We start from the raw sequence: 25,151 nt of genomic DNA, 5'->3' as shown, positions 1-25,151 counted from the left end.
GTGCAAAATTGCTTCGCAATTTTGTCGCGAGGTCCTCGCAATGATGATGTTGGAAATAACGCCGGAGAAGCAAGGCGATCCAGACAACGCCGCCGCAAGACCTGGATCGCCCTTAGCTTCCGTTCCTCAATCGAGTCGAATCCGACGTGACCTCTCGCGTGGCTGCGGAGCGGCCGTGCTGATTGCAGTCGAGCAATCGTCGTCGTTCTCGCCGTCGAGCAGCGGAGCACCACAGTGCCGGCACATGCGTGCCGACAGCGACGACGCCTTGCCGCTCGTCGCGACGTGGCGATAGCTCGCCAGATCGATGACGTTGGGGGGCGTCGTTATGTGTTTTTCAACCATGGCTGTTCCTCGCGGCTTACCTGCTCCTTATCGCAGACAAGTTTCGCGCAAACGTTCAGCCCACCGCTCAAATTTTACCGGAGGAATTGGGGCGGCGAGCACACATCGCCGTGCGGCCGCAATCCCGCTCTATTCTGCGACACCAGACACTGTGTCTCTGCGTCCGGCGTAAGGTCTCGGTCACTATTACAGCCACTTCTTCCACTTGAAGATCCAGTACGGAACGATCGCCGCAATCAGCATCAGCACCAGCGCGAACGGATAACCGTGCACCCATTCGAGTTCCGGCATCGACTTGAAGTTCATGCCGTAGATCGAGGCGATCAGCGTCGGCGGCATCAGGACAACCGCCATGACCGAAAACAGCTTGATGATGTTGTTCTGCTCGAGATTGACGACGCCGAGCATGGCGTCGAGCACAAAGGTGATCTTGCTGGAGAGATAGGAGGCATGATCGGTCAGCGAGACGACGTCACGCTGCATGGTCTTGAGCTGCTCGCGCATGTCCTTCGACCATTTCACGCCCTCCACCACCGCGGAAAGGAAGGCGACGACGCGGCCGATCGAGACCAGGCTCTCGCGAACCTTGGAGGTCAGATCGCCCTTGCGGCCGATCGAGATCAGGATTTGCGAATATTGCTTGGCGTGACCGTGGCGCTCGCTCTCCGGCTCGAAAATGTCATGGGAGACCTGATCGATCTCGGCGCCGCAGCGCTCCAGGATGTCGGCGCAGCGGTCGATCACGGCATCGAGCAGCTCCATCAGCACCATCTCGCCGGTGATGGCCGGTGTGCAGGAACGGGCCAGCTTGGCCTCGACCAGCGCAAAGGGCTTGGGCTGGTCATAGCGCACCGTTACCAGGCGGTGGTCGCCCAGAATGAACGTGACCGCCGTGGTCCTCGGCATATCGGTATCGGATTGGCACATCAGCGTCGCGGTCATGTAGCGTGCGCCGTTCTCCATATAGAGGCGGCTCGAGATCTCGATCTCCTGCATGTCCTCCCGGGTCGGGATTGCGATCCCCGAGAGCTTCTCGACGGCTTTGTCCTCGGCCGCGGTGGGGTTGACCAGGTCGATCCAGACCGCATGCTCCGGGACTGCTGCGAGATCCTCGATGACGGCCTTCTTGAGGGAGGACTCGAAGGGAACGAACACAGAAAACATGCACAACTCCAGCAGGGGCCTGCGACAGACTGACAGCGCTTAGCGCGATTCTGACAAGTTGATGATGACAAGCACATTAACGGAGCGTTTGCATTTGTGGCGACGCCATGGCCCAACTGTGGCACGGAATCGACACTTACGACCGTTTTGCCCAGAAATCGGCTCTGGCCCGCAAAACTTGCGGCAGAAAAGCCACAGGTAAGGTCTTGCAGCGCGGGAGAAGCGTCGTGAGGCTGGAATTGTGGCAGATTTCAACGATAATGGGGCCAACGGAATCGTGGAATTGGGCTTACTCAAGCTCCACGAAAGCTTGTTGTTGTCGATTGGAACCAAATCATGTCGTCGCTGAAAGTTACGCTGGGTATTTTGGCTGCTGGCCTGATGCTGTCGGGCTGCATGCAGGCCACGCATTTTGAAGCGACCGACACCAAGGCCTTCAAGCCGAAGGACAAGGAACTCCTTGCCAAGGTTCGGTACGAGAACACCCCGGTCGCAGAGCCGTTCCGCCGCGCCATCGTTGAGTACCACCGCAAGGAATCGCCGGGCTCGATCGTGGTCGATTCCGACAACCATTACCTCTACTACGTTCTGGATGGCGGCAAGGCGATCCGCTACGGCATCACCGTCGGTGAAGAAGCCATGGCTTGGTCGGGCATCGCCAAGGTGGGCAGCAAGACCGAGTGGCCGGCCTGGCACCCTACCCCCGGCGAAATTTCGCGCCTGGGCGTGCCCACCTTCGTCGCCCCCGGTCCGGACAATCCAATGGGCTCCCGCGCGATGTATCTCTACTCCGGCGGCAAGGACACATTGTTCCGCATTCACGGCACCAACCAGCCGGAATATATCGGCGCGTCGATCTCGTCGGGCTGCATCCGCCTGACCAACGAGGACGCGATCGACCTCTATGATCGCGTCAAGGTCGGCACCCTCGTTGTGGTGCTCGAGCCCAAGCATGGCGACTCGCCCTACAATTCACGGCTTGCGCTCGGCGGCAGCCAAACTGGCCAGGCGGGCAGCTACTGATCAGGTACCTGATCTCTGACATTCAAAAGCGCCGGTTTCACCGGCGCTTTTTTGTTGCCGGCTTGTGCGGCCGGGCTTTTTGGCCGTCGGCCGCCGGCTTGTCCGGGGAGGCAGCCGACTTCTCCGCCGCCTCGTCGTCAATTCCTTGCTTCGTCTCGGGCTTGGCCTCGGGCTTCGCTTCGGGTTTGGCCGCGACCTCACGCGGCGGCGCCTCCTCGGGCCGTTCCGCCGGCAGCAGCGGGGCAACCTGCGGCAGCGGATCCCAGACGTTCCACTGGCAGATCCGGTAGTCGTTGCGCCGCTGCGCGAGATCGAGATGGATATGGTCCTCGTGGTACCAATCCGAGCCGGGGCCGAGCACAGTCGAAAAGCGCGAGCAGACCGAATGCAGCACGCGCTCGCGCACCTCGCGCGGCATGGTGCGGTCGGTCAGGCCGATCGACTGCCCGTTAGCGAGCTTGATGGCGCGCACATCGATCGCATTGGCCTTGCCGTGCTCGGACAGCATGGCGCCGACGACGCGGTTGCGGCCACGACACTCGAAGCTGTCGAAATTGTCGAGATCGCTGATGGTCGAGCCGAGGCTCGCGGCCAGCGGCACCACGTCCTTGCGCACCCAATCGGCGATTGCGGATGCCATGGTGCAGCGGAGGATCGCCGCCGGCTTGACCGCCACCTTGCGCTTGTCCGGCAGCACGATGGCCTCGAGCCGCACCAGATCCTCGCCGCCACAGGCGCCGGGGCCGCGGATATCCGGGATCGAAGGCGCGATCGCGATCTCCTCGGTCAGCGCGACGCGGCACGCCGAGGCCTGCTTCTCGGGCGGCGGCGCCGACTCGGCGGGCTTGGTGGCGCCAGGTTTGTCCGCGGAAGGCTTTTCCGCGGAAGGCTTGCCGCCGGTCTCCGCAGGAGCCTCGTCCGATGCCTTGGCCGATGCCTTGGGGGCCTCCTCGGGGCGAGGTCTTGGGAGCGGGATCCTGCCAGAGATATTGGCAGAATGAACCGTGGCGCGCGGCCGTGGTGCCGCAATACCAAAGATGTCCAGCGGGGACCCATATTTGCGCGCCTCTGCCCGATCCGCGAGCCCGAGCGCGACGGTAACCATTGCCGCGCCGACGGACATATAGCCGCGATAAGACCATTTGCGGCGAAAGGCGGGCAGGCTAAAACTCATGACAATTCTTTGGCCCAACGCTGAGAGCGACAATCCGCCCAGCGGCTTCTCGGAGGAACGACGGAATGCTTGGTTTGATGCAAGACTGGCCCCTGCTCTGCCACAGGATCATCGAACACGCCGCCAAGATTCATGGCAAGCAGGAGGTCGTGACGCGCTCGGTCGAGGGACCGATCCATCGCACCACCTATGCCGATATCCACAAGCGCGCGCTCAAGGTCTCGCAGATGCTGGAGCGCGACGGCATCAAGCTCGGCGACCGTGTCGCAACGATCGCCTGGAACACCTGGCGCCATCTTGAGGTCTGGTACGGCATCATGGGGATCGGCGCCATCTGCCATACCGTCAATCCCCGCCTTTTCCCCGAGCAGATCGCTTGGATCATCAACCATGCGCAGGACCGCATCGTGATGACCGATATCACGTTCATTCCGGTCCTGGAGAAGATCGCCGACAAGCTGACAAGCGTGGAACGCTATGTCGTGCTCACCGACAAGGCGCACATGCCGCAGACGACGCTGAAGAACGTGGTCGCCTACGAGGACTGGATCGCGGAGGCCGACGGCAAGTTTAAATGGAAGGACTTTGACGAGAACACGGCGGCCGCGATGTGCTACACATCGGGCACCACCGGCGATCCCAAAGGCGTGCTGTATTCGCATCGCTCCAACGTGCTGCACGCGCTGATGGCCAACAATGTCGACGCGCTCGGTACCAGCGCCTCCGAAACCATGCTTCCCGTAGTGCCGCTCTTCCACGCCAACAGCTGGGGCATCGCCTTCTCCGCGCCGTCGCAGGGCACCAAGCTCGTCATGCCCGGCGCCAAGCTCGACGGCGCCTCGGTCTATGAGCTGCTCTCGACCGAGAGGGTGACGCATACCGCGGGCGTGCCCACGGTGTGGCTGATGCTGCTCCAGCACATGACCGCGAACAATCTGAAGCTGCCGGACCTGAAGATGGTGATCTGCGGCGGCTCGGCGATGCCGCGTTCGATGATCAAGGCCTTCCTCGACATGGGCTCGAACGTCCGTCACGCCTGGGGCATGACCGAGATGAGCCCGATCGGCAGCGTCGCGGCGCTGAAGCCGCCGTTCCAGAATGCGACTGGCGAGGCGCGGCTCGACGTGCTCCAGATGCAGGGCTACGCGCCGTTCGCCGTCGAGATGAAGATCACCGACGATGCCGGCAAGGAACTGCCGTGGGACGGCACGACCTTCGGCCGCCTCAAGGTCGCCGGCCCGGCCGTCGCCAAGGCCTATTACCGGGTCGACGCCAACATTCTCGACGAGGACGGCTTCTTCGACACCGGCGACGTCGCGACCATCGACGAAGCCGGCTACATGCGGATCACCGACCGCTCCAAGGACGTGATCAAGTCCGGCGGCGAGTGGATCTCCTCGATCGAGCTGGAGAACCTCGCAGTCGGCCATCCCGCGGTGGCGGAAGCCGCCGTGATCGGCGTGTTCCATCCCAAATGGGACGAGCGTCCGCTGCTGATCGTGCAGCTGAAGCAGGGCCAGCAGGCCAGCCGCGAGGACATCCTGAAGTTCATGGATGGCAAGATCGCCAAATGGTGGATGCCCGACGACGTTGCCTTCGTCGACGGTATCCCCCACACGGCGACGGGCAAGATCCTGAAGACCGCGCTGCGCGATCAGTTTAGGGAATACCGCTTCCCGAACGCGGCGGCGTAGGCCATCTCGGACGTCGTGCCCGGGCTTCGTCCCGCCTGCGGGGCCGAAGCCGCTTCGGCGCGGCGAAGGCCGGCATCCGCGTCCTCGTGGCAAAAAGACGTGAATGGCCGGTCAAGCCCGGCCATGACGATGCAGCCTTGTGCGGAACTCTTGAATTTGCCCGCGGGCCGTGGTCTCAACGGCCCATCGTCGTGCCAGATCGGCCGGCACCGTCCCCAAGATCCCGGCAGAGCTCACCCGATGGCCCGCAGGTTTTCCGCTCCCTACCAGTCGGAGCCCGTGTCCAGCCTCGCGAGCTGGGCGCGCAATCTGGCCGTGTTCGCCGTGGTGGCGGTGGTGGTCTCGATCATCATCGTCCGGTTCGGCTTCCTGGAGATGAAGCCGGCGCTCGCGACCTTCTTCGGCGGGCTCGGGATCGCCGCGCTCTCGATCCTGTTCGGGCTCGCCGGCTTTGCCGCGATCTGGCAGAACGGCTCGCGCGGCATGGCGCGCATCCTGCTTGCGTTCCTGATCGACGGCGCGATCCTCGCCTATCCCGCTTATCTCGGCCTGCAATACCGCAAGCTGCCGGCGATCCACGACATCACCACCGACCCGATCGACCCGCCGCGCTTCGACGCACTGGCTCGCCTGCGCACTGGGGATGGTGCCAATACCGCTGTGTATGCCGGCCTCTATTCGGCCGAGCAGCAGCGTCAATCCTATCCCGATATCGAGCCGATCGAGCTCGAGATTTCAGTCGACCGCGCCTATGCGATCGCGCTTCAGCTGGTCAACAAGCGCAAATGGTTGATCATCGACGAGCGCGCGCCGCAGCCGCCGCGCCGCATCGGCCGCATCGAGGCGGTGGCGCGCTCCCCGATCATGGGTTTCCGCGAGGACATCGCCATCCGGGTCGTGCCCGACGGCGAGGATTCCCGCGTCGATATCCGCTCCGCCTCGCGCTATTTCGAGAGCGACCTCGGCAGCAACGCCGCACGCGTGAAGAAATTCATCGACGATCTCAACACCGCCGCCGATGCCGACGCACTCAAGCCGGTGAAGAAGACGCCAGTGGCGCCGCCGAAGGCGCAGGCAAAGACGGTGAAGAAGTGACGGAAGGCTAAGCGTTCGCCATCCGATAGGTCCCGCCGATCACGGGATCGCCGTCCGTCGCCACCACGCCGCGGGCGACCAGGTCTTCCAGATGCGCCAGCACGGAGTAGCCCGCCGCCGTGGTGAGCCTCGGATCGATGCCGATATAGATCGCCCGGACCATGGTCGGGATGTCGGTCTCGCCCTTGGCAAGGCGGTGCAGGATGGAGGCCTCGCGCGCCTTGCGGTGACGGATCAGGAAGCGCACGAAGCGCGGACCGTCCGGAATTTCGGGGCCGTGACCGGAGAAATACACATCCTCCTCGCGCGCGGCGAGACGATCCAGCGATTCCATGTAGTCGATCATCGACCCGTCGGGCGGGGCCACGATCGAGGTCGACCACCCCATCACGTGATCGCCGACGAAGTTGAATTTTCGCTCGGACCAGGCAAAAGCGAGGTGATTGGCGGTATGGCCGGGTGTCGCCACGGCCTCGAGCCGCCAGCCATCTCCTTCGACCACGTCGCCATGGCCGATCCTGATATCGGGCGCGAAGTCGCGGTCGGCGCCGGATTCCGGGTTGTGCTTCTCGCTCTCGAAGCGCGGGCGCGAGGCGCGGTGCGGGCCTTCGGCGTAAACTGGCGCGCCGGTCGACCGCTTGATCCGCGCGGTGTTCGGCGAATGGTCGCGGTGGGTGTGGGTGACGAAGATATGGCTCACCGTCTCGCCGCTGACGGCATCGAGCAGCGCCGCCGCATGCGCCTCGTCGTCCGGACCGGGATCGATGATCGCGACGTTGCCCCGGCCCACGATGTAGCTGAGCGTGCCGGTGAAAGTGAACGGACTCGGATTGTTACAGAGCACGCGCCGCACGCCGGGGCGGACTTCCTCGACGATGCCGGGCTTCAGCGGAAAGTCGCGGTTGAACGGGACGTCGTCGTTGTCGGACATGGCTTGCTCGTACCTTGCTGACTTCGTCATGCCCGGCCTCGTGCCGGGCATCCACGTTCTTCGCGTGGTCTAAGACGTGGATGGCCGGGACAAGCCCGGCCATGACGCGATTGGAGAGTTCAGTCGCATCCCACACTGGGGCGGTTTGCTCAGAAAAACGCCTGAATGCCCGTGATCGCGCGGCCCAGGATCAGGGCGTGGACGTCGTGGGTGCCCTCGTAGGTGTTGACGGTCTCGAGGTTATGGACGTGGCGCATCACGTGATACTCGATCGAGATGCCGTTGCCGCCGTGCATGTCGCGCGCGACGCGGGCGATGTCGAGCGCCTTGCCGCAATTGTTGCGCTTCATGATCGAGATCATCTCGGGAGCGAACTTGCCCTCGTCCATCAGGCGACCGACGCGCAGCGAGCCCTGAAGGCCCAGCGCGATCTCGGTCTGCATGTCCGCGAGCTTCTTCTGCACGAGCTGGGTCGCGGCGAGCGGCTTGCCGAACTGCTTGCGGTCGAGCGTATACTGGCGGGCGCGGTGCATGCAGTCCTCGGCCGCGCCGAGCACGCCCCAGGAAATGCCGTAGCGGGCGCGGTTGAGGCAGCCGAACGGGCCTTTCAGGCCGGAGACGTTGGGCAGCAGCGCGTCTTCCGGAACCACGACACCGTCCATCACGACCTCGCCGGTGATGGAGGCGCGAAGCGACAGCTTGCCGCCGATCTTCGGTGCCGACAGGCCCTTCATGCCCTTCTCCAGCACGAAGCCGCGGATCTGGTTGTCGTGCGCGGCCGACTTGGCCCAGACCACGAACACGTCGGCGATCGGCGCGTTCGAGATCCACATCTTGCTGCCGGTCAGGCGATAGCCGTCCGACACCTTCTCGGCGCGCGTTTTCATGCCGGCCGGATCGGAGCCGGCATCGGGCTCGGTCAGCCCGAAGCAGCCGACCCACTCGCCGCTGGCGAGCTTCGGCAGGTACTTCTTGCGCTGGTTCTCGTCGCCATAGGCGTAGATCGGATACATCACCAGCGAGGACTGCACCGAGTTCATCGAGCGGTAGCCGGAATCGGCCCGCTCGATCTCGCGCGCGACCAGACCATAGGCGACATAGCCTGCATTGGCACAGCCATATTCCTCCGGCAACGTGATGCCGATCAGGCCGAGTTCGCCCATCTCGTTGAAGATCTCGCGATCCGTCTTCTCTTCGAGATAGGCCTTGGCGACGCGCGGCAGCAGCTTGTCCTGGGCGTAGGCGCGCGCGGTGTCGCGCACCATGCGCTCGTCTTCGGTGAGCTGCTCGTCGAGCAGGAACGGATCGTCCCACTGGAAAGAAGCCGAAGCCGGCTTGTCCTTGGCCTGAGGGCGCGCGGTCATGAAACGTCCTTTCGTCTGGTTCCGTCAAAATTTGCCCGACAAAGTAAAGCGCCGCGGCAACAAGTGCAATTGCGTTGCAGATGTACGGGTCTGCGTGATTCCCGGGGACCCGCGAGGCGCGCCTCGGGGGATGCGCTTCGCGCACCCCTGGATGACAGCGCTAGCTTTCGAGTAGCTCGTTGGCGACGATCTCGATGCCGAAGCCCGAAAGGCCCTTGTAGTCGTGCACCGAGGAGGTGAGATGCCGGATCGAGGTGACGCCGAGATCGCGCAGGATCTGTGCACCGACGCCGACTTCGCGCCACTGGCGGTTGCGGTCGGCCTCGGTCGCGCTCTCATCGGGCAGCGGCGCCACAGGGACACCGGCCGCACCGTCGCGCAGATAGACCAGAACGCCACGGCCCGATTTCTTGAAGTGCTCGAGCACCGCCGCCATGCGCTTGTGGCCGGTGAAGATGTCCTTGACGATGTTCGGCTTGTGAAAGCGTGTCAGGACGTTCTTGCCGTCGCCGACGCCGTTGTAGACGAAGGCGACATGGGCGATGGAATCGAACGGCGAGCGGTAGGCATAGCCCTGCAGCGGCCCGATCGGGCTCTCGGTGACGAAGGTCGAGACCCGCTCGATCAGTTTCTCGCGCACCTGGCGGTAGGCGATCATGTCGGCGATGGTGACGTGCTTGAGCTTGTGCTGGGCGGCGAAGCGGGCGACCTGCTCGCCCTTCATCACGCTGCCGTCGTCGTTCATCAACTCGCTGATGACGCCGACCGGCGGCAGGCCGGAGAGCTTGCACAGGTCGACCGCGGCCTCGGTATGGCCGGAGCGCAGCAGCACGCCGCCGTCCTTGGCGATCAGCGGGAAGATGTGACCGGGACGGGCGAAGTCGTTGGCGCCGGCATTGGGATTGGACAGCGCGCGGCAGCACGAGGCGCGCTCCTCGGCCGAGATGCCGGTGCCGCCGTCGGGCTTGTAGTCGATCGAGACCGTGAATGCGGTGGTGTGCGCTGAGTCGTTGTGGGCCACCATCGGATCGAGCCGCAGGCGGCGCGCATCTTCGCTGGTGATCGGGGCGCAAACGATGCCGGAGGTGTGGCGGATGATGAACGCCATCTTCTCGGCGGTGCAGAACGAGGCGGCGACGATCAGATCGCCCTCGCCCTCGCGGTCTTCGTCGTCGGTGACGACCACGAGCTCACCCCGGGCAAAGGCCTGCAAGACTTCCTGGACGTTATCCGGCATTTCCCAATCTCTATCGGTTATGGCCCGGAGGCTTAGCCGGACTTGAGCCGGGGCGCTAGTGTCCCCGGCGCAACCGCATATGCCGGACCGCAGCCCTGCCCGACGGGCGGCTCGCGTCGGGCCTAAGCCCGGTGAGAAGCCGGCCGGGAGCGGTCAGGGCAGCACTTCGCGCCGCTCGCCGAGCCGCTGATCGAGCTCGGCCCGCTTGTCGGCCAACAGGCCGGCCTGGGCGGCCTCGATCACCGTGAACAGCTCATGGGCGTCGCTGAGCCGGGTCACGGTGACATAGCTGGCGCCAGCCGCGTAGAGTTCGTCTACATCCGACAACAGATCGGCCGTGGCAATGATCATGGCGGTCGGGTTGAGGGTGCGGACGTGGCGGACCAGCTTCTCGTTGCTGGCACCCTTCAGAAGCGCATCCGGGACGCTGAGGATGATCATCTCGGATTTGCCGACGCCGGCATGGAGCAGCGTGTCGGCGCTGCTGATATCGCCATAGATCACGTGCAGGCCGCGCGACAGCAGCGTCTGGTACACATTGGGATTGAAGTCGATCACGGTGATCTGCTCGAGCAGCACCGGTGCCTGCCGCTCGATCTCGGCCAGCAGCGCGCTCGCCGCACGGAAAAAGCCGAGGATGACGATGCGGCGCGCCTCGCCATGGCCCTCGTGTCCTTCCTCGCCGTGGCCATTGCCGTGGTCGAGATCGCGCAGGCCGATCCGCTTCAGGGGACCGATCGCCCAGCGGGTGATCTCGTCGCTGCGGGTCATCACGAAGGTCGAGAGCACCGCCAGCACCACGAAGGCGAAGGAGGCCGCGTTCGCCGTCTGGGCTGCGATGTGGTGGTCGGCAACGCCGGTCTGGATCACCACCAGCGAGAACTCGGAGATCTGCGCGAGATTCAGGGCCGGCAACAGGCTGGCGCGCAGGCCCTGCTTCATCAGATAGAGCGGGACGAAGGTGGTCACGAGGCGGCTCACCACCGTGAACGCCGCGATCATCAGGGCAAGTCCGATCACGGAGAGGCCGGGCACGGGAATGGTCATGCCGAGCGCGACGAAGAACAGCGTGATGAAGAAATCGCGAAGCGTGGTGACCTTGGCCGTGACATCGAGCGCATAGGGAAAGGTCGAGAGCGAGACGCCGGCGATCAGGGCGCCCATCTCGCGCGACAGCGACAGCCGCTCGGCGGTCTCGGCGACCAGGAAGCACCAGGCGAGCGCGCCGAGCAGGATCAACTCGGGGCGGCGGGCGATCTGGTGAAACAGGCGCGGCAGCACGTAGCGGCTCACCAGCAGTGCCGCGGCGACCAGCACTGCGACCCGCCCGATCGAGAGCAGGATCACGCTGATTTCCAGATTGGCAAGGCTCGGCTGCACCGCCAGAAACAGGATGGCGAAGATGTCCTGGAGCACCAGCACGCCGAGGGTGATGCGGCCGGGCAGCGTGTCGAGCTCGCGCTTCTCGTAGAGCACCTTGACGATGATGACGGTGCTCGACAGCGCGCAGGCGACACAGAGGTAAACCGCATCGAACTGTCCGCCCCCGAGCGACAGGCCGATGCCGACGAAGAACAGCACCCCGAGCAGGCAGCCGCCGAGGAGCTGGCCGCCCGCCGCGAACAGGATGACCTTTCCGGCCCGCACGATCTTCTTCAGGTCGATCTCCAGGCCGATCATGAACAGCATGAAGATCAGGCCAAGCTCGGAGATGACGCTGATCGATTCCTGCGACTTGACCCAGCCGGCGCCAAATGGACCAATGCAGAAGCCGGCGATAAGATAGGCAAGGATCAGCGGTTGCCTGGAGAAGTGGGCAAGCAGGCCCAGCATCCAGGCAAACAGGATACAGAGAGTGATGTCGCGAATGAGCTCGTGCATGCCAGATTGGTCCGTTTTGCCGCACCCTAGTGATCGAGTGCGGTGCGGCAAGCAAGCAATTCGTCACATGCGGATGGGGCTCGCCACTGCACTGCTGCTATGCCCCCTCGCCTGCTCCGTGCCCGCAGCCGCTCAATCCAAGGTCAATATCGAACAAAACTTTGCAGATTCCCTCACCGCGCTGCCGAAAGAAGAACTCGCCGTCGCCGGCGGGTTCTACGTGCCCGCCTATTCCAGTGTCGCGATGAGCCAGGGCAAGCTGCGCGTCGACTTCTCGGTGACCTTGAGCGTGCACAACGCCTCCGAGACCCAGCCGCTGGTCGTCAAACGCATCGCCTATTTCGACACCGCAGGCAAGCAGGTCGAGAGCTATCTGAAGGCGCCCGTCGCGTTGAAGCCCCTCGCCACCGTCTCGATCTTCATTCCGACCGACGACGTACGCGGCGGGACCGGAGCCAATTTCCTGGTCGATTGGGCCGCAGCAAGCGAGATCGCCGAGCCTGCTGTCGAGGCCTTGATGGTTGGCGGCGTCGCCAATGCGCATTACGCTTTCATCAGCCAAGGCCGTCCGACCCGGACGGCCGGCAAGAACTAAGGCCGTCTGTCCGCCGGATGCGGGCAAAAGAAATAGGCATGGCCGACGCAACGCCGGCCGGCTCAAAAAGAAAACAACGAGGAACGCTCCCATGACGTCCAGCTTCGATTTTGCGCCCCTGTTTCCCGCAGGGCTGCCGGCCCCCTCTGCGCGCTGGACGGGCCTCGCCAAATACAGTTTTGTCGGCGGCAACAACGACTCCGAGCAGGTGCCGCTCGATGATCTGATCGAGGCGGCCAATCTGGCTCTGCAACGCGAAGGCCGCTCGCTCGCCACTTACGGGCTGGCACATGGTCCCCAGGGCTATCTGCCCTTGCGCGAATTCCTGGTGGCAAAACTCAAGCGCGATGCCGGCATCAACTGCACGGTCGACGATCTCCTGATCGTGTCCGGCTCGCTGCAGGCGCTCGACCTCGTCAACGCCACGCTGCTGACGCGCGGCGACACCGTGATCTTCGAGCAGGATAGCTATCAGGGCTCGCTGACCCGCCTGGCACGGCTCGGAGTCAACGTGATTGGCATTCCCCTCGACAACGACGGCATGCGCATGGACGTGCTGGCCACGACGCTGGCCGACCTCAAGGGCCGCGGCATCCGTCCGAAATACATCTACACCATTCCGACCGTGCAGAACCCGACCGGCAGCATCATGCCGGAGGGCCGCCGCACCGAGCTGTTGCGGCTGTCGGCAGACTACGGCGTGCCTGTTTTCGAGGACGATTGCTATGCCGATCTGGTCTGGTCGGGACAGCGGCCGCCGGCGATCCATGCGATGAGCCCGAACGGCGGCGTGATCCATATCGGCTCGTTCTCCAAGTCGATCGCGCCGGCGCTGCGCGTGGGCTTCATCGTCGCGCCCTGGGATGTGATGTCGCGGATGCTGGCGCTGAAGACGGACGCCGGCTCAGGCGCGCTGGAGCAGATGGTGCTCGCTGCCTATTGCAAGCCGCATTTTTCGACCCACGTGCCGGCACTGACGAAGGCGCTACGGACCAAGCTTGATACGCTGATGGAGGCCGTCAACGAGCAGTTCGGGACGGCCGCCGAGTTCGAGGAGCCCAAGGGCGGGATCTTCCTGTGGGTGAAGCTGCCCGATCAGGTGGATACGCTGAAGCTGTATCAGGCCGCGCTTGCCGCCGGCGTATCGATCAATCCGGGGCCGGAATGGTCGACTGACAAAAACCACTCCAGATCGCGACTGCGGCTGTGCTTTGCGAGCCCCTCGCATCAGCAGATCCGCGAGGGCGTGGCCGTGCTGGCCGAGGTCTGCCGCAAGGAGTTCGGCGTGCCGGCCCGCAGTGCCAATGTGGAGAATCGAGCTTGAGCCTTCAGACGATCTGGGGCTGGCTGCCGTGGATCGCGGAGGCCAGCCGCAGCAGCAGCACAATCGAGACGTTGCCCTTTCCGGCCTCGATCTGGGCGATGTAGCGCTCGGATATCCCGGAGCGGCGGGCGAGCTCCCGCCGCGACAGGACGCAGCGCATGCGCGAGGACTTCAAGCGGTCGCCCAGCTCGGCCAGAAACGCGCTCTCGGAATAAGGCGGCACGGCGCAGCTCCCCGGCAGCACCTCGCCTGCGAAATCCCTGACTTGATTCAGCATCGGTTTATCCAATTTCCCTTCGGGAGCGCCATCCTACCGGGGAAACGGGCTGCCTCATTGACGCGGATCAAATTCGCGCGCGAATGGCGGTCAGCGTGGACGATGGCGCGCGGCATGCTACACTTCGGAATTCTTTGCAGGTGGGGCCTTTCAGGACATGAGACGTTGTTTGTGCCGCTCTATCGCGGCAGCAGTGCTGTGGGTTGCGTTCACGCCCGCGGCCGGTGCCGAGTCGCTTGCGGCGACCGTCGAGCAATGGGGCCTGCTCGGCTCATGGGCGGTCGATTGCGCCGGCCGGCCCGACCGCGAGAAGGGCGCGCTCTTGACTTACGAGATCCGGAAGGACGGAAGGGTGATGTACCGGCGCAATTTCGGCGAGGCCAAGGACGAAAACGAAGTGGTATCGGCGATGGTCAACGCCGACGGCCTGCTCAATGTGATGGTGTACTTCCCCTTGCTGCAGCAGACGCGCGAGTTCGGTCTGCTACTCTCGAAGCAAGGCAGCTTGCGCGCAATCTACAATCGCAGTGAGCGCGGCGAGTACACGATCAGGGACGGCAAATACGTCGCGACCGGCGCGCCAACACCTTCACAACAGCGCTGCGATTAACCCACCTGAACAGGCGTTCAGAAATCTCCTGCGATTCCTCCGGAACGTTCCCGCGAATGCGCCGTTTAGATTTGCATTCCATTGGAGGAGGACATCATGAAGAAGATTGGTTATGTGCTTGCCGCTGTCGGCGCGCTCGCGGTTGCAATGCCGACGCTCGCCAGCGCGGAGACGGTAGTGATCAAGCGCGGTGGTCATCATCACGGCATGTATGGCGCCCGCGCCGAATACGGCATGCATCGCGATCACGGCTGGCATCGCGGCTGGCGCCATCGCGACCGCGTCGTCGTGATCAAGCGTGGTCACCGTCATCATTGGGACTAATGCGCAACGCAATATGGAAATGGCCCTTCACGGGGCCATTTTCTTTGCGTGCCTTCTTCCTTCTCCCCTTGTGGGAGAAGGTGGCGCGAAGCGCCGGATGAGGGGTATCCCTCGGCGAATTCAAACTGACAAATGTGCGCGCGGAGAGAGACCCCGCACCCGTCTCGCCGCTGCGCGGCGAGCCACCCTCTCCCACAAGGGGAGAGGGTCCGGCGGTGCGGCCCAGCGTCGACTCTCAGTCCCATGCCGGTGCGAAGCCGGGATTGACGCAGCGCCTGTCCTTCGGCAGCGCGGCGATCTTGTTGCGGTCGGCATCGTCGAGCGTGATCTTCAGCGCGTCGAGATTGGCCTGCTGGCTCTCTCGGCGCGAGGCTTTCGGGATCGCGGCCACACCGTCCTGGTCCAGCAGCCATTTCAGCGCGACCTGCGCCGCAGTTGCATTATGCTTGGCGCCGATCTCGGCCAGCACCTCATCTGACGCGATGCGTCCCTGCGCCAGCGGGCAATAGGCGACCAGCGGGATCGACTTGGCGTTGAGATAGGCCAGCACCTTCGATTGATCGAGCAGGGCGTGGTATTCGATCTGATTGCATGCGATCGGCGCCTTGATGTCCTCGACCGCGATCTTCAGCAGCGCCGTGGTGAAGTTGGCGACCCCGATCGCCCGCGTCCGCCCCTCCTGCTTCAGCGTCATCAAGGTCTCGAACACAGCACCCCAGTTCGCCGCCTTGGACGGCCAGTGCACGAGATAGAGGTCGACATGGTCAAGCCTGAGCTTGGTCAGGCTGGCGTCGAAAGAGCGGCGGATGGCGTCGGGGCTGAGGTTCTCGTGCCAGACTTTCGTCGTGACGTGCAGCTCGCCCCGCGGCAGCCGGGCCGCGGCGAGCGCCGCGCCGATCGGTTCTTCGTTGCCGTACATCTCGGCGGTATCGATATGGCGATAGCCGATCGACAGTGCGCTCTCGACCGCCGCGCGGCAGGTATCGCCCTGCATGCGGAAGGTCCCGAGGCCGAGCTTGGGCATGCTGATGCCCTGTGTCTTGAGATTATCCATGAACAAGTTCCTGACATCGTTCGGCCCGCCGGAGGCCAGCAGCGATGCTGCGTGAGCAGACTCTTCGGGGATGGAAAAGAGGTGGCGGGAGCGGACAGCATAGTGCGGCAGACGCACGGCGGCCAATCAAGATCGGGTTAGCGACCTAGGAATGCTGCGCCACCACGGCTGGACGCGTCTGCGGCTGCGGCTCGATATCGACCGACCAGAGATCCCGGTTGTCGACGTCCTTCAGCGTCACGGTCATCACGCCGGTTCGGCCATCGATGTCGACCTTGCCGAAGAACTGCAGTCCGAAACAGGGCGCGAGGTTTTCGCCCTGCGCCTCACTGCACCCGTTCTGGTACATCGCGACCGGACCAAAGGTATTGTCGAGCTCGCCCGGGCCCCATGTTCCGGCGTGCAAGGGCCCCGAGACGAACTCCCAGAACGGTTCGAACTCCTGGAATTGCGCCCTGTTCGGATCGTAATAATGCGCGGCGGTGTAGTGCATGTCGGCGGTGAGCCAGACGATGTTGCGGATTCCGGCGCGCTTGATGGACGCGAGAAGATCGGCGATCTCGTGCTCGCGCCGGTCGGGCGGCCCATCACCCAGCGCGACCGCATCGAGACTGACCAGGCCGATCGGCAGATCGGCCGCGATCACCTTCCAGGTCGCGCGCGAGGCCGCGACTTCACGCTTCAGCCAGGCGAGCTGCTCGGCACCCAGGATCCAGCCGCGATGATCGTCGCCCTTGTTCCAGCTCTCGTCGCGATAGCTGCGCATGTCGATCATGAAGACGTCGAGCAGCGGACCATAGGCGATCTTGCGATAGACCCGCCCCTTTCGCGCGCCGATGTCGCGGATCGGCATGAAGTCGAAGAACGCGCGACGGGCGCGCGCGACCAGGCGCGGGGTGCCGTCATCCTCGTGGCCGGCGGCGTCATAGCTGCCGGTCGGCGACCAATCGTTGGTGACCTCGTGGTCGTCCCATTGTGCAAACATCGGCACCTCGGCGTGGAAGGCGCGGAAGTGCTCGTCGAGATGGTTGTATTTGTAATTGCCGCGGAACTGCGCCAGCGTGTGCGCGACCTCTGATTTCTCCTCGGTCACGACATTGCGCCAGATCTCGCCGTTCGGCAGCTTCTGCTCGGAGGGGATCGTGCAGTCGGCGTAGATGTGATCGCCCGAGTGGATGAAGAAGTCCGGGCGATTGTCGAGCATGGTGCGATAGCTGCGGTAGCCGCCGCGCGATGTGTCGATGCCCCAACCCTGCCCCGCGGTATCGCCGGACCACAGGAACGAGATCGACTGGCCGGCAGCCGGCGCAGTGCGGAAATGGCCGATGCGACTTTCACCGGCGATGCCGGTCGCGATATCGTCGAAGCGCACACGATAGAAGATGTCCTGCCCGGGCGGCAGATCGTCCAGCAGCAGTTTCGAGGTGAAGTCGTCATCGGGCGACGCATCGCCCGAAGCCGACGCGATCACGGTCTTGAAGCTTTCCACGGATGAATAATCCACCCGCATCCGCGCCTGCCTGTCGGCGCGCGCCCAGATCACGGCGGAGCCATCCGAGACGTCGCCGGACTGGATGCCGCCTGCGATCTGCGGACGATCCGCGGCGCGGCTGAGATGCGGCGTTGCGAGCGCGGCAACGGCGAGGCTCGAGGTGGAACGGACCAGGAATTGCCGCCGAGTCCAGGCGCGCGAGGCGCGGAGCGCTACCATTCAGGAAACCTTCGTCGACTAGCGACGGAAGGTGCCTGCGTCGTTTGACCCCCGGATTACGGTTTTTTGCGACGTGCGGATGACGGCTCGGAGCTGACCTAGTGCTTCCAGTTGCAGATGCCGCCGCTGCGGCACGGCCAGGTCTGGATCCGGGTGTCCATCGCCTGCGCGTCGAGCGGATTGCCGTGGCGATGCGCGAGCTTGGTGCGTGCCGCGCCGCGTGGCTGCGCGGGCTTGACGTGCGCGACCTTCGGCTCCGACACGCGCACGCGTTCGGCGGCGACCTTCTTCGGCACGTCGACCGGCTCGGCGCGCGCCTGCGCCTCGTTGCCACCGCGCGCCTCCAGCGCGACAGGCGCGAACCGGGTTTCGGGCCCGAGCCGCTTGGGCGACAACACCGCCTTCGAAAGATCGAGGCCGAGATAGTCGTCGGGCTTGTAGTCGTCAGCGCGCGCGACGCCGCCCCATGCGAGCACGAGGGCAACGGCCATTGCAAAAGGAGCGCTCTTCAGAATCACGGACGCCTCCTGAAATTGATTGTTAAGAGGTAATTTACCTCTATTTAGGAGGCGTCGCGCGCAATTCCAGCGGTCAGCTGCCGCCGTGGTTAAGAAGTTTGGCGGTGTCAGGCGACCTTTCGCGGTGCACCCGTCCCTTCAAGAAACCCCATTAGACGGGTACGGATGATGGTTTCCGCCTCAGCCATGATCCTGTCGACGAGTTCCTTGCAGGTGGGGATGTCGTGGATGAGGCCTGCGACCATTCCGCAGCTCCAGGCGCCGGCGTCCATCTGCCCGTCCAGCATGATCCTGGGATAGACGCCCGCGACCTGGTCGTGGATGTCGTCGATCTTCAGCTTGTCGCCCTTCTCGCGTTCAATCTCGAGCAGGCGGTCGACATTGGCGTTCTTCAGCACGCGCTCGGTGTTGCGCAGGCTCCGCATGATGAGGCGGGTGTCGCGTTCGGTCGCCGCGACCAGCGCGTTCTTGACGTTCTGATGCACCGGGGCTTCCTTGGTCGCGATGAAGCGCGTGCCCATGTTCATGCCGGCCGCCCCCAGCGACAGCGCCGCGACGAGGCTGCGGCCGTCCGCCATGCCACCGGACGCGACGAACGGAATCTTCAATTCCTCCGCCGCGCGCGGCAGCAGAATCATGTTGGGAATGTCGTCCTCGCCGGGATGGCCGCCGCACTCGAAGCCGTCGACGCTGACGGCGTCGCATCCGATGCGCTCGGCCTTCAGGGAGTGGCGCACCGAGGTGCATTTGTGGATGACCTTGATCCCGGCAGCCTTCAGCGCCGGCATGTAGGCTTCCGGGCTGCGGCCGGCGGTCTCCACGGACTTGATGCCGCCTTCGACGATGGCGGCGATGTATTCCGGATAAGGCGGCGCGGCGAAGGTCGGCAGGAAAGTGAGGTTCACGCCGAACGGCTTGTCGGTCATATCGCGGCAGCGTGCGATCTCTTTTGCCAGCAGCTCCGGCGTCTTCTGCGTGAGACCGGTGATGATGCCGAGTCCGCCGGCATTGGAGACGGCAGCCGCCAGCTCGGCAAAGCCGACGAAATGCATGCCGCCCTGGATGATGGGGTGCTCAATGCCGAACAGTTCGGTGATCGCGGTCTTCACTTAAACTACCTCCCGGGCTCTTGCTTGACGTTCGGACCAGTCTAGCCAGACTTTTGCGCCGCGGTCACCCTTTCTCTCCGAACGGCCATTGCTCAATGCCCCCGCGCGGGAGCGCCCAGCTTGATCGGGCGCAGCACCGCGGCGGTCGGGATCATCAGCACCGCGATGATCGCGAGCGTCCAGAACACGTCGATATAAGCGAGCAAATCGACCTGCTGCTGCAAGGTGCGCCCAACCCAGGCGACCGCCTGCGAGGCTGCATCACCCGCGTTCGAGCCCTGAGCCTGGAAGAAGCGGGTCATCGTCTCGATGGTCTGCTGATAGCCGAGGTCCGATGGCGCGGCGTGCTCGATCAGGCGGCTCTGGTGGAATTGCTGGCGCTGCGCCAGAATTGTTTGCGCCAGCGCGACGCCCATGGAGCCGCCGATATTGCGGGCGACGTTGATCAGCGCCGACGCCTGGTTGGTCTTGTCGGGCGGCACACCGTCATAGGACGCGGTCGTGACCGGCAGGAACAGGAAAGGAAGACCGAGCGCGAGGAAGATCCGCGACATCGCGGCATAGCCGTAGGTGATATCGCCGGTAAGGCCCGTGAGATGCCACATCGAGAAGGCGACGATGGCGGCACCGAACATGATGAGATATTTCGGCTGCACGCTGCTGACGAGGCGGCCGACCACTGGCATCAGCACCAGGGTCGCGACGCCGCCGGGCGACAAAGCGAGACCGGCCAGCATGGCGGTGTAGTTCAAATCGCTCTGGAGCAGTTGCGGCAAAAGCTGTGTCGTCGAGATCAGCACCGCGCCGGTCGCAAGCATGACCAGGAAGCAGGCGGCGAACTGGCGACGGCCCAGCAGGCGGAGATCGACGATGGGATCCTCCCGCGTCAGCTCCCACGGGATCAGCGCAAGCAGTGACATGGCCGAAAGTACCGCGAAGAACACGATCATGTTCGAGCCGAACCAGTCGTTGCGCTGGCCCTCGTCCAGCACGTATTCGAGCGAGCCGAGCCCGATCGCGACCAGCAGGAAGCCGACATAGTCGACGCGCAGGCCCTTGCTCAGCAGCTTCTCCCTCTCCTCCTCCGCGCCCGAGGGCTCCTTGACCAGCGTGCCGACCAGGAACAGCGACAGCAATCCCATGGGGACGTTGATCAGGAACACCCAGTGCCAGGTGTAGGTGTCGGTGATCCAGCCGCCGAGCGTCGGACCGACCACGGGCGCGACCACGACCGCGACGCCATAGATCGCGAACGCCTGGCCGCGCTTGTGCGGCGGGAAGGAGTCGGCGAGGATCGCCTGCTCGCTGGTCGCCATGCCGCCGCCACCAAGGCCCTGAAGGATTCGGAACAGCACCAGCGCCTGCAGATTCCAGGCGAAGCCGCACAAAAGCGAGGAGACCGTGAAGATCGCAACGCACATCATGTAGAAGCGCTTGCGGCCGATCACGGTCGACAGCCAGCCCGAGATCGACAGCACGATGGCGTTGGCGACGAGATAGCTGGTGATGACGTAGGTGCTCTCGTCGATGCCGACGGCAAGCCCACCGGCGATGTGGCGCAAGGCAACGTTGGCAATGGTGGTGTCGAGCACCTCCATGAAGGTCGCGATCGAGACGACGAACGCGATGAGATAGGGATTATGACCGCCCGCCGCCGAGCGCTCCGGCGACCAGCCGCCCGCGGATGCACTGCCCTGCGCCGTGTCGGTCATCGCACCCTGGTCCAGGGCACGACCGACATGCCGGGACCAACGGGCAGATCGGCCGGCCAGCTGTCCACCACGATCTTCACCGGCACGCGCTGCACCACCTTGACGTAATTTCCGGTGGCGTTCTCCGCCGGCAACAGGCTGAACGCGGTGCCGGAGCCCGGCTGCACGGACTCGACATGGCCGGTCAGCTTGCGCCCGGGATAGGCATCGATGCGGATCTCGACCGGCTGACCCGGCCGCATGTCGTTGAGCTGCGTCTCCTTGTAGTTGGCGACGATCCAGACCTCGTCAGGCACGAACATCATCAGGCTCTGTCCGGCTGTAACGAAAGTGCCCTTGGCGCCGCTGAGCTTGACGACGCGGCCGGACTGCGCCGCAACCACGCTGGTATATTGCAGGTTCAGCTTGGCCTGATCGAGCTGCGCCTGCGACTGCTCGAGCTGCGCCCGGGCGCCCTCAAGCTGCGCGTGCAGCGACTTGATGCCAACTTGCGCGGCCGTCACCGCGGTCTTCGCGCGTTCAGTGTTGGCCTGCTGCGCCTGAAGGTCGGAGCGGGTCTGCTGCTGGCGCTGCACGGTGCTGGCCCCCTTCTCGACCAGATCCTGGGCGCGCGCGAACTCTTCCTGCGAGAACTGGAGCTGGGCCTGGGCCTGTTCGAGCTGCGCCTCCGCCTGCTTGATCTGCTCCTGCTGGGAGACGATCTGCGCCTCGACATTGGCGATGTTCGCCCTGGCGACCGCGACCTGCGCATTGGCCTGATCGATGGCGATGCGATAGTCGCGCTCGTCGATCTTGGCGAGAAGGTCCCCGGCTTTGACATGCTGGTTGTCCGTCACGGGTATGTCGGTCACGTAGCCGCCAACCTTGGAGGCCACGGAAAAGCTGCGCGCGGCGACGAAGGCATCGTCGGTGGATTCATAGTGGCGCACCTGGAGCCAATAGAGCACTCCGCCGATAAGGGCCGCGAGCAAGACGATGGTGCCAACGCTTGCCAGCAACCAATGCTCGCGAATCCGCTCTCGCAGCGACGGCGCCTTGGCCGGCTTCGAGTCCGTGGCGTCACGGGCCTGATCAGGAGATATCTTCGGAGCTTCCTTCGCCCTCTGCGGCTGCTCCGCGGACGGTCCACGCTCCCGTGTTTGAGCATCCACGGTGAACACCTTTCTCGGGGATCAAACTGGCGGCAGAGCCGCCAAGGCCGGCACACGCGCCGCGAGCCCAACTGCAACTCCTGATCATGGTTCCGCTTGTTGCGAGCACCATCGCGTTCGTGAACGCCCTGCCCAAAAAGCGAGCGCGGCACAGTGCATGCCGCGCTCGCCTCGATATCTCATGGGAAGCGCACCCGGTCTCAGTGCGTCTTCGTCGCGTGCCATTTCTCGAGATCGGGTTTCACCTCGTCCGATCCCTGCTCCTTTTCCGGAGTGCCCTTCCAGGGCTTGTCCGTCTGCTTGTGCGAACCCCAGTCGCTCTGCTGCCGGGGATCGTCGTTAGGCCGTTCCTTGCTCATCGAGCTTCCTTTCGGTGGAAACGCTTACGCGAAGGGGACACCGTAATAGGAGTTGATCCCGCGAACCGCGGCGTCATCACCCCAGTTCCAATCACTCCGTTCGCCGTATTTGGGCGCGCCTTCCAGTTCCTTGGTGGTGATGCCGGTGACGTAACCGCCGAGCTCCGTGTCGTATTTCAGCGACTGCCACGGCAGCGGATAGTGGTCGTTGCCGAGGCCCAGAAATCCGCCGAAGCCGAGCACGGCGTAGGACACCTTGCCGCTGATCTTGTCGATCATCACGCGTTCGATCGAGCCGATTTTGTTGCGATCGGCACCGTAGACCGATGTTCCCTCGACCTTGTCGCTGCCGATCAACCGACCCATCTCGTTTTGGTCCAGTTCACCCTGATTCAACATCTCAATTCTCCACTCAGCCAGTTGTGGAGACAACCCGAAGAGGTGCGCGATCGTTCCGGCATGTTCCGTCAGACTTGAGGAACATCGCCGGAAACGGGTGGTTCTCTCAACTTCAAATCCCGGAAACCAAATACCGGAAAACGAAGGGCCGCCCTTGATGTCCCAGACCGTCTCCGACTTCATCGTTCAACGTCTGCATCAATGGGGCGTGCGCCACCTCTTTGGCTATCCTGGCGATGGCATCAACGGCGTGTTCGGAGCCCTTCAGCGTGCTGAGGGCAAGATCGGCTTTGTTCAGACCCGGCATGAGGAGATGGCCGCTTTCATGGCGAGCGCCTATGCGAAGTTCTCTGGCCAACTCGGGGTCTGTATCGCAACTTCGGGCCCCGGCGCCTCGCATCTGATCACCGGGCTCTACGATGCCCTGCTGGATCACCAGCCCGTGCTCGCGATCGTCGGCCAGCAGGCACGCAATGCGCTGGGCGGGCAATATCAGCAGGAACTCGATCTCGTCTCGATGTTCAAGGATGTGGCTGGCGCCTACGTCATGCAGGCCTCCTCGCCGGCGCAGATCCGGCATCTGATCGATCGATCGATCCGGATCGCGCTGGCCCGGCGGACGCCAACGGTGATCATCCTGCCCAACGATATCCAGGAGGAGCCCTACGAGGACCCGCCGCGCGCTCACGGCACTCTGCACTCCGGCATTGGCTATAGCGCGCCAAGCATCAAGCCTCGTGACGCTGACCTCGACCGTGCCGCCGAGGTGCTCAATGCCGGCAAGAAGGTCGCGATGCTCATCGGCGCCGGCGCGCTCCACGCCACCGAGGAGGTGATCGCGGTCGCCGACCGCTTGTCCGCCGGCTGCGCCAAGGCGCTGCTCGGCAAGGCGGCGCTCCCCGACGATCTCCCCTGGGTCACCGGCTCGATCGGCCTGCTCGGCACCGAGCCCAGCTACAACATGATGATGGAATGCGACACGCTGCTGATGGTCGGCTCCGCCTTTCCCTATGCCGAATTCCTGCCGAAGGAAGGCGCGGCGCGCGGCGTGCGACATCGACGCCAGCATGATGTCGATCCGCTTTCCCATGGAGGTCGGCCTCGTCGGCGATGCCGCCGAGACGCTGCGCGCCCTGCTGCCGCGACTGAAACCCAAGAGCGATGGCGCCTGGCGCCAGGGTATCCAGGACGACGTCGCGAAATGGTGGAAGACGCTCGATGATCGGGCACATCAGCCCGCAGCACCGGTCAATCCGCAGCTCGTCGCCTGGGAGCTGTCTCCGCGCCTGCCCGACCGCGCCATCGTCACCAGCGATTCCGGCTCCTGCGCCAACTGGTTCGCGCGCGACCTGAAGATGCGCCGCGGCATGATGGCCTCGCTCTCAGGCGGGCTCGCCTCGATGGGTGCCGCGGTGCCCTATGCGCTCGCCGCGAAATACGCCCATTCCGACCGCCCGGTGATCGCCCTCGTCGGCGACGGCGCGATGCAGATGAACAACATGGCGGAGCTGATCACCGCCGCCAAGTATTGGCGCGATTGGAAGGATCCGCGCTTCATCGTCTGCGTCTTCAACAACGAAGACCTCAACCAGGTGACCTGGGAGCAGCGCGTCATCAACGGCGATCCGAAATTCGAGGCATCGCAGCGCATACCAAACGTGTCCTATTCGCGCTTTGCCGAACTGATCGGCCTCTCCGGCATCTATGTCGACAGCCCGCGGCTGCTGGGCTCGGCCTGGGAGCAGGCGCTGGCGAGCGAGATGCCGGTGGTGCTGGAGGTGAAGATCGATCCCGAAGTGCCGCCGCTGCCGCCGCACATCACCTTGCAGCAGGCCAAGAACTTCTCGCTTGCGCTGCTGAAGGGCGATCCCAACGAGAGCGGAGTGATCAAGGGGGCGGCGCGGCAGGTGCTGGAAAAGATCCTACCTGGAAACGAATGAGGTGAAGCATGAGCGATTTCCGCGATATCCAGCACGGCGTCAACGATCCCGTGGATGGCCTCGACGTGAAGCGGCAGATAACGACAACCGGACGCCGCATGAACGGGCACAACGCCATGCAGACGTGCGTGCCGAGGCCACTGCCACGCCGAGCGAGCCA

The 25,151-nt window shown here is 64.1% G+C and carries 23 protein-coding genes and 1 pseudogene; 8 read left to right on the top strand and 16 right to left on the bottom strand.

Translation table 11 applies throughout. From position 1 onward, the window contains the following. Positions 1-126: 126 nt before the first annotated feature. On the bottom strand, positions 127-345 hold the full coding sequence (locus IVB36_RS12840; RefSeq protein ID WP_247298668.1) for a hypothetical protein: 219 nt from the start codon (positions 343-345) through the stop codon (positions 127-129). Positions 346-531: 186 nt separating this feature from the next. Beyond that, the gene (locus IVB36_RS12835; protein ID WP_018456234.1) at positions 532-1,509 is read right to left on the bottom strand and encodes a magnesium transporter CorA family protein; all 978 of its coding nucleotides are present in this window, start codon (positions 1,507-1,509) and stop codon (positions 532-534) included. Between the two features lie 336 nt (positions 1,510-1,845). On the opposite strand from IVB36_RS12835, the gene IVB36_RS12830 reads away from it, so the two are divergent. Next, positions 1,846-2,532 (top strand): L,D-transpeptidase, encoded by a 687-nt coding sequence (locus IVB36_RS12830; protein WP_018456233.1) that lies wholly within the window; start codon positions 1,846-1,848, stop codon positions 2,530-2,532. Positions 2,533-2,569: 37 nt separating this feature from the next. On the opposite strand, the gene IVB36_RS12825 is transcribed toward IVB36_RS12830, so the two are convergent. Continuing rightward, complete coding sequence (locus IVB36_RS12825; RefSeq protein ID WP_247391554.1) at positions 2,570-3,706, bottom strand: extensin family protein; 1,137 nt, start codon at positions 3,704-3,706, stop codon at positions 2,570-2,572. 65 nt (positions 3,707-3,771) lie between these two features. On the opposite strand from IVB36_RS12825, the gene IVB36_RS12820 reads away from it, so the two are divergent. After that, complete coding sequence (locus IVB36_RS12820) at positions 3,772-5,400, top strand: fatty-acid--CoA ligase (protein ID WP_085352551.1); 1,629 nt, start codon at positions 3,772-3,774, stop codon at positions 5,398-5,400. A gap of 240 nt (positions 5,401-5,640) precedes the next feature. Further along, complete coding sequence (locus tag IVB36_RS12815; RefSeq protein WP_247391552.1) at positions 5,641-6,495, top strand: DUF1499 domain-containing protein; 855 nt, start codon at positions 5,641-5,643, stop codon at positions 6,493-6,495. 7 nt (positions 6,496-6,502) lie between these two features. On the opposite strand, the gene IVB36_RS12810 is transcribed toward IVB36_RS12815, so the two are convergent. The 4 genes from IVB36_RS12810 to IVB36_RS12795 all read right to left on the bottom strand — a co-directional run bounded on the left by IVB36_RS12810 (position 6,503) and on the right by IVB36_RS12795 (position 11,908). Then, positions 6,503-7,426, bottom strand: a complete 924-nt coding sequence (locus tag IVB36_RS12810; protein WP_247391550.1) for an MBL fold metallo-hydrolase — start codon at positions 7,424-7,426, stop codon at positions 6,503-6,505. Positions 7,427-7,575: 149 nt separating this feature from the next. Next, positions 7,576-8,790, bottom strand: a complete 1,215-nt coding sequence (locus tag IVB36_RS12805; RefSeq protein ID WP_247391548.1) for an acyl-CoA dehydrogenase — start codon at positions 8,788-8,790, stop codon at positions 7,576-7,578. A gap of 160 nt (positions 8,791-8,950) precedes the next feature. After that, positions 8,951-10,027, bottom strand: coding sequence for a 3,4-dihydroxy-2-butanone-4-phosphate synthase (gene ribB / locus IVB36_RS12800; RefSeq protein ID WP_018456228.1), 1,077 nt, complete (start codon positions 10,025-10,027; stop codon positions 8,951-8,953). A gap of 153 nt (positions 10,028-10,180) precedes the next feature. Next, a complete protein-coding gene (locus tag IVB36_RS12795; RefSeq protein WP_085352555.1) occupies positions 10,181-11,908 on the bottom strand; it encodes a cation:proton antiporter in 1,728 nt (575 codons plus the stop codon). Between the two features lie 67 nt (positions 11,909-11,975). On the opposite strand from IVB36_RS12795, the gene IVB36_RS12790 reads away from it, so the two are divergent. Together IVB36_RS12790 and IVB36_RS12785 are read left to right on the top strand one after the other, a co-directional pair. Next, positions 11,976-12,503, top strand: coding sequence for a DUF3124 domain-containing protein (locus IVB36_RS12790; RefSeq protein ID WP_204513887.1), 528 nt, complete (start codon positions 11,976-11,978; stop codon positions 12,501-12,503). Positions 12,504-12,594: 91 nt separating this feature from the next. Further along, positions 12,595-13,827, top strand: a complete 1,233-nt coding sequence (locus tag IVB36_RS12785) for a PLP-dependent aminotransferase family protein (RefSeq protein WP_018456225.1) — start codon at positions 12,595-12,597, stop codon at positions 13,825-13,827. Positions 13,828-13,831: 4 nt separating this feature from the next. Here the strand turns inward: IVB36_RS12785 and IVB36_RS12780 are convergent, their stop codons facing one another. Continuing rightward, the gene (locus IVB36_RS12780; protein WP_018456224.1) at positions 13,832-14,104 is read right to left on the bottom strand and encodes a helix-turn-helix domain-containing protein; all 273 of its coding nucleotides are present in this window, start codon (positions 14,102-14,104) and stop codon (positions 13,832-13,834) included. Between the two features lie 169 nt (positions 14,105-14,273). Between IVB36_RS12780 and IVB36_RS12775 the strand changes: the two genes are divergently transcribed. Continuing rightward, positions 14,274-14,714, top strand: a complete 441-nt coding sequence (locus IVB36_RS12775; RefSeq protein ID WP_240543189.1) for a hypothetical protein — start codon at positions 14,274-14,276, stop codon at positions 14,712-14,714. A gap of 96 nt (positions 14,715-14,810) precedes the next feature. Then, positions 14,811-15,038 carry a hypothetical protein gene (locus tag IVB36_RS12770; RefSeq protein ID WP_026233110.1) on the top strand — a complete coding sequence of 76 codons (228 nt, stop codon included), beginning with the start codon at positions 14,811-14,813 and terminating at the stop codon, positions 15,036-15,038. 235 nt (positions 15,039-15,273) lie between these two features. On the opposite strand, the gene IVB36_RS12765 is transcribed toward IVB36_RS12770, so the two are convergent. From IVB36_RS12765 to IVB36_RS12730, 8 genes are all read right to left on the bottom strand, one after another. Then, the gene (locus IVB36_RS12765; RefSeq protein ID WP_247298616.1) at positions 15,274-16,092 is read right to left on the bottom strand and encodes an aldo/keto reductase; all 819 of its coding nucleotides are present in this window, start codon (positions 16,090-16,092) and stop codon (positions 15,274-15,276) included. A gap of 145 nt (positions 16,093-16,237) precedes the next feature. Then, positions 16,238-17,803 (bottom strand): alkaline phosphatase D family protein, encoded by a 1,566-nt coding sequence (locus tag IVB36_RS12760; RefSeq protein ID WP_247391546.1) that lies wholly within the window; start codon positions 17,801-17,803, stop codon positions 16,238-16,240. Between the two features lie 98 nt (positions 17,804-17,901). Further along, the gene (locus tag IVB36_RS12755) at positions 17,902-18,321 is read right to left on the bottom strand and encodes a hypothetical protein (protein WP_026233109.1); all 420 of its coding nucleotides are present in this window, start codon (positions 18,319-18,321) and stop codon (positions 17,902-17,904) included. A 107-nt stretch (positions 18,322-18,428) separates the two neighbouring features. Next, positions 18,429-19,430 (bottom strand): nitronate monooxygenase family protein, encoded by a 1,002-nt coding sequence (locus IVB36_RS12750; RefSeq protein ID WP_247391544.1) that lies wholly within the window; start codon positions 19,428-19,430, stop codon positions 18,429-18,431. Positions 19,431-19,522: 92 nt separating this feature from the next. Then, positions 19,523-21,142 (bottom strand): DHA2 family efflux MFS transporter permease subunit, encoded by a 1,620-nt coding sequence (locus IVB36_RS12745; RefSeq protein WP_247391542.1) that lies wholly within the window; start codon positions 21,140-21,142, stop codon positions 19,523-19,525. Further along, complete coding sequence (locus tag IVB36_RS12740) at positions 21,139-22,293, bottom strand: HlyD family secretion protein (protein WP_247391539.1); 1,155 nt, start codon at positions 22,291-22,293, stop codon at positions 21,139-21,141. The genes IVB36_RS12745 and IVB36_RS12740 overlap by 4 nt, the downstream gene beginning before the upstream one ends. Positions 22,294-22,493: 200 nt before the next feature. Beyond that, complete coding sequence (locus IVB36_RS12735; protein WP_007594751.1) at positions 22,494-22,652, bottom strand: hypothetical protein; 159 nt, start codon at positions 22,650-22,652, stop codon at positions 22,494-22,496. Positions 22,653-22,676: 24 nt separating this feature from the next. Beyond that, on the bottom strand, positions 22,677-23,051 hold the full coding sequence (locus IVB36_RS12730; protein ID WP_007594753.1) for a PRC-barrel domain-containing protein: 375 nt from the start codon (positions 23,049-23,051) through the stop codon (positions 22,677-22,679). Positions 23,052-23,208: 157 nt separating this feature from the next. On the opposite strand from IVB36_RS12730, the pseudogene IVB36_RS12725 reads away from it, so the two are divergent. Continuing rightward, positions 23,209-24,991 (top strand): annotated as a pseudogene (locus tag IVB36_RS12725) (thiamine pyrophosphate-requiring protein). The last annotated feature ends 160 nt before the right edge of the window (positions 24,992-25,151 follow it).

Source organism: Bradyrhizobium sp. 35, assembly GCF_023073215.1.
Classification (GTDB): Bacteria; Pseudomonadota; Alphaproteobacteria; order Rhizobiales; family Xanthobacteraceae; genus Bradyrhizobium; species Bradyrhizobium canariense_D.
Note: the sequence above shows the minus strand (reverse complement) of the source record. Positions and strands in the feature narration are given on the sequence as shown.

What these genes read in the sequence shown, in the direction of transcription:
- IVB36_RS12825 (WP_247391554.1), bottom strand. Translation starts at nt 3,706, where the DNA reads ATGAGTTTTAGCCTGCCCGCCTTTCGCCGCAAATGGTCTTATCGCGGC.
- IVB36_RS12785 (WP_018456225.1), top strand. Translation starts at nt 12,595, where the DNA reads ATGACGTCCAGCTTCGATTTTGCGCCCCTGTTTCCCGCAGGGCTGCCG.
- IVB36_RS12805 (WP_247391548.1), bottom strand. Translation starts at nt 8,790, where the DNA reads ATGACCGCGCGCCCTCAGGCCAAGGACAAGCCGGCTTCGGCTTCTTTC.
- IVB36_RS12830 (WP_018456233.1), top strand. Translation starts at nt 1,846, where the DNA reads ATGTCGTCGCTGAAAGTTACGCTGGGTATTTTGGCTGCTGGCCTGATG.
- IVB36_RS12780 (WP_018456224.1), bottom strand. Translation starts at nt 14,104, where the DNA reads ATGCTGAATCAAGTCAGGGATTTCGCAGGCGAGGTGCTGCCGGGGAGC.
- IVB36_RS12760 (WP_247391546.1), bottom strand. Translation starts at nt 17,803, where the DNA reads ATGGTAGCGCTCCGCGCCTCGCGCGCCTGGACTCGGCGGCAATTCCTG.
- IVB36_RS12835 (WP_018456234.1), bottom strand. Translation starts at nt 1,509, where the DNA reads ATGTTTTCTGTGTTCGTTCCCTTCGAGTCCTCCCTCAAGAAGGCCGTC.
- IVB36_RS12745 (WP_247391542.1), bottom strand. Translation starts at nt 21,142, where the DNA reads ATGACCGACACGGCGCAGGGCAGTGCATCCGCGGGCGGCTGGTCGCCG.
- IVB36_RS12735 (WP_007594751.1), bottom strand. Translation starts at nt 22,652, where the DNA reads ATGAGCAAGGAACGGCCTAACGACGATCCCCGGCAGCAGAGCGACTGG.
- IVB36_RS12810 (WP_247391550.1), bottom strand. Translation starts at nt 7,426, where the DNA reads ATGTCCGACAACGACGACGTCCCGTTCAACCGCGACTTTCCGCTGAAG.
- IVB36_RS12795 (WP_085352555.1), bottom strand. Translation starts at nt 11,908, where the DNA reads ATGCACGAGCTCATTCGCGACATCACTCTCTGTATCCTGTTTGCCTGG.
- IVB36_RS12840 (WP_247298668.1), bottom strand. Translation starts at nt 345, where the DNA reads ATGGTTGAAAAACACATAACGACGCCCCCCAACGTCATCGATCTGGCG.
- IVB36_RS12815 (WP_247391552.1), top strand. Translation starts at nt 5,641, where the DNA reads ATGGCCCGCAGGTTTTCCGCTCCCTACCAGTCGGAGCCCGTGTCCAGC.
- IVB36_RS12765 (WP_247298616.1), bottom strand. Translation starts at nt 16,092, where the DNA reads ATGGATAATCTCAAGACACAGGGCATCAGCATGCCCAAGCTCGGCCTC.
- IVB36_RS12770 (WP_026233110.1), top strand. Translation starts at nt 14,811, where the DNA reads ATGAAGAAGATTGGTTATGTGCTTGCCGCTGTCGGCGCGCTCGCGGTT.
- IVB36_RS12790 (WP_204513887.1), top strand. Translation starts at nt 11,976, where the DNA reads ATGCGGATGGGGCTCGCCACTGCACTGCTGCTATGCCCCCTCGCCTGC.
- IVB36_RS12730 (WP_007594753.1), bottom strand. Translation starts at nt 23,051, where the DNA reads ATGTTGAATCAGGGTGAACTGGACCAAAACGAGATGGGTCGGTTGATC.
- IVB36_RS12820 (WP_085352551.1), top strand. Translation starts at nt 3,772, where the DNA reads ATGCTTGGTTTGATGCAAGACTGGCCCCTGCTCTGCCACAGGATCATC.
- ribB (WP_018456228.1), bottom strand. Translation starts at nt 10,027, where the DNA reads ATGCCGGATAACGTCCAGGAAGTCTTGCAGGCCTTTGCCCGGGGTGAG.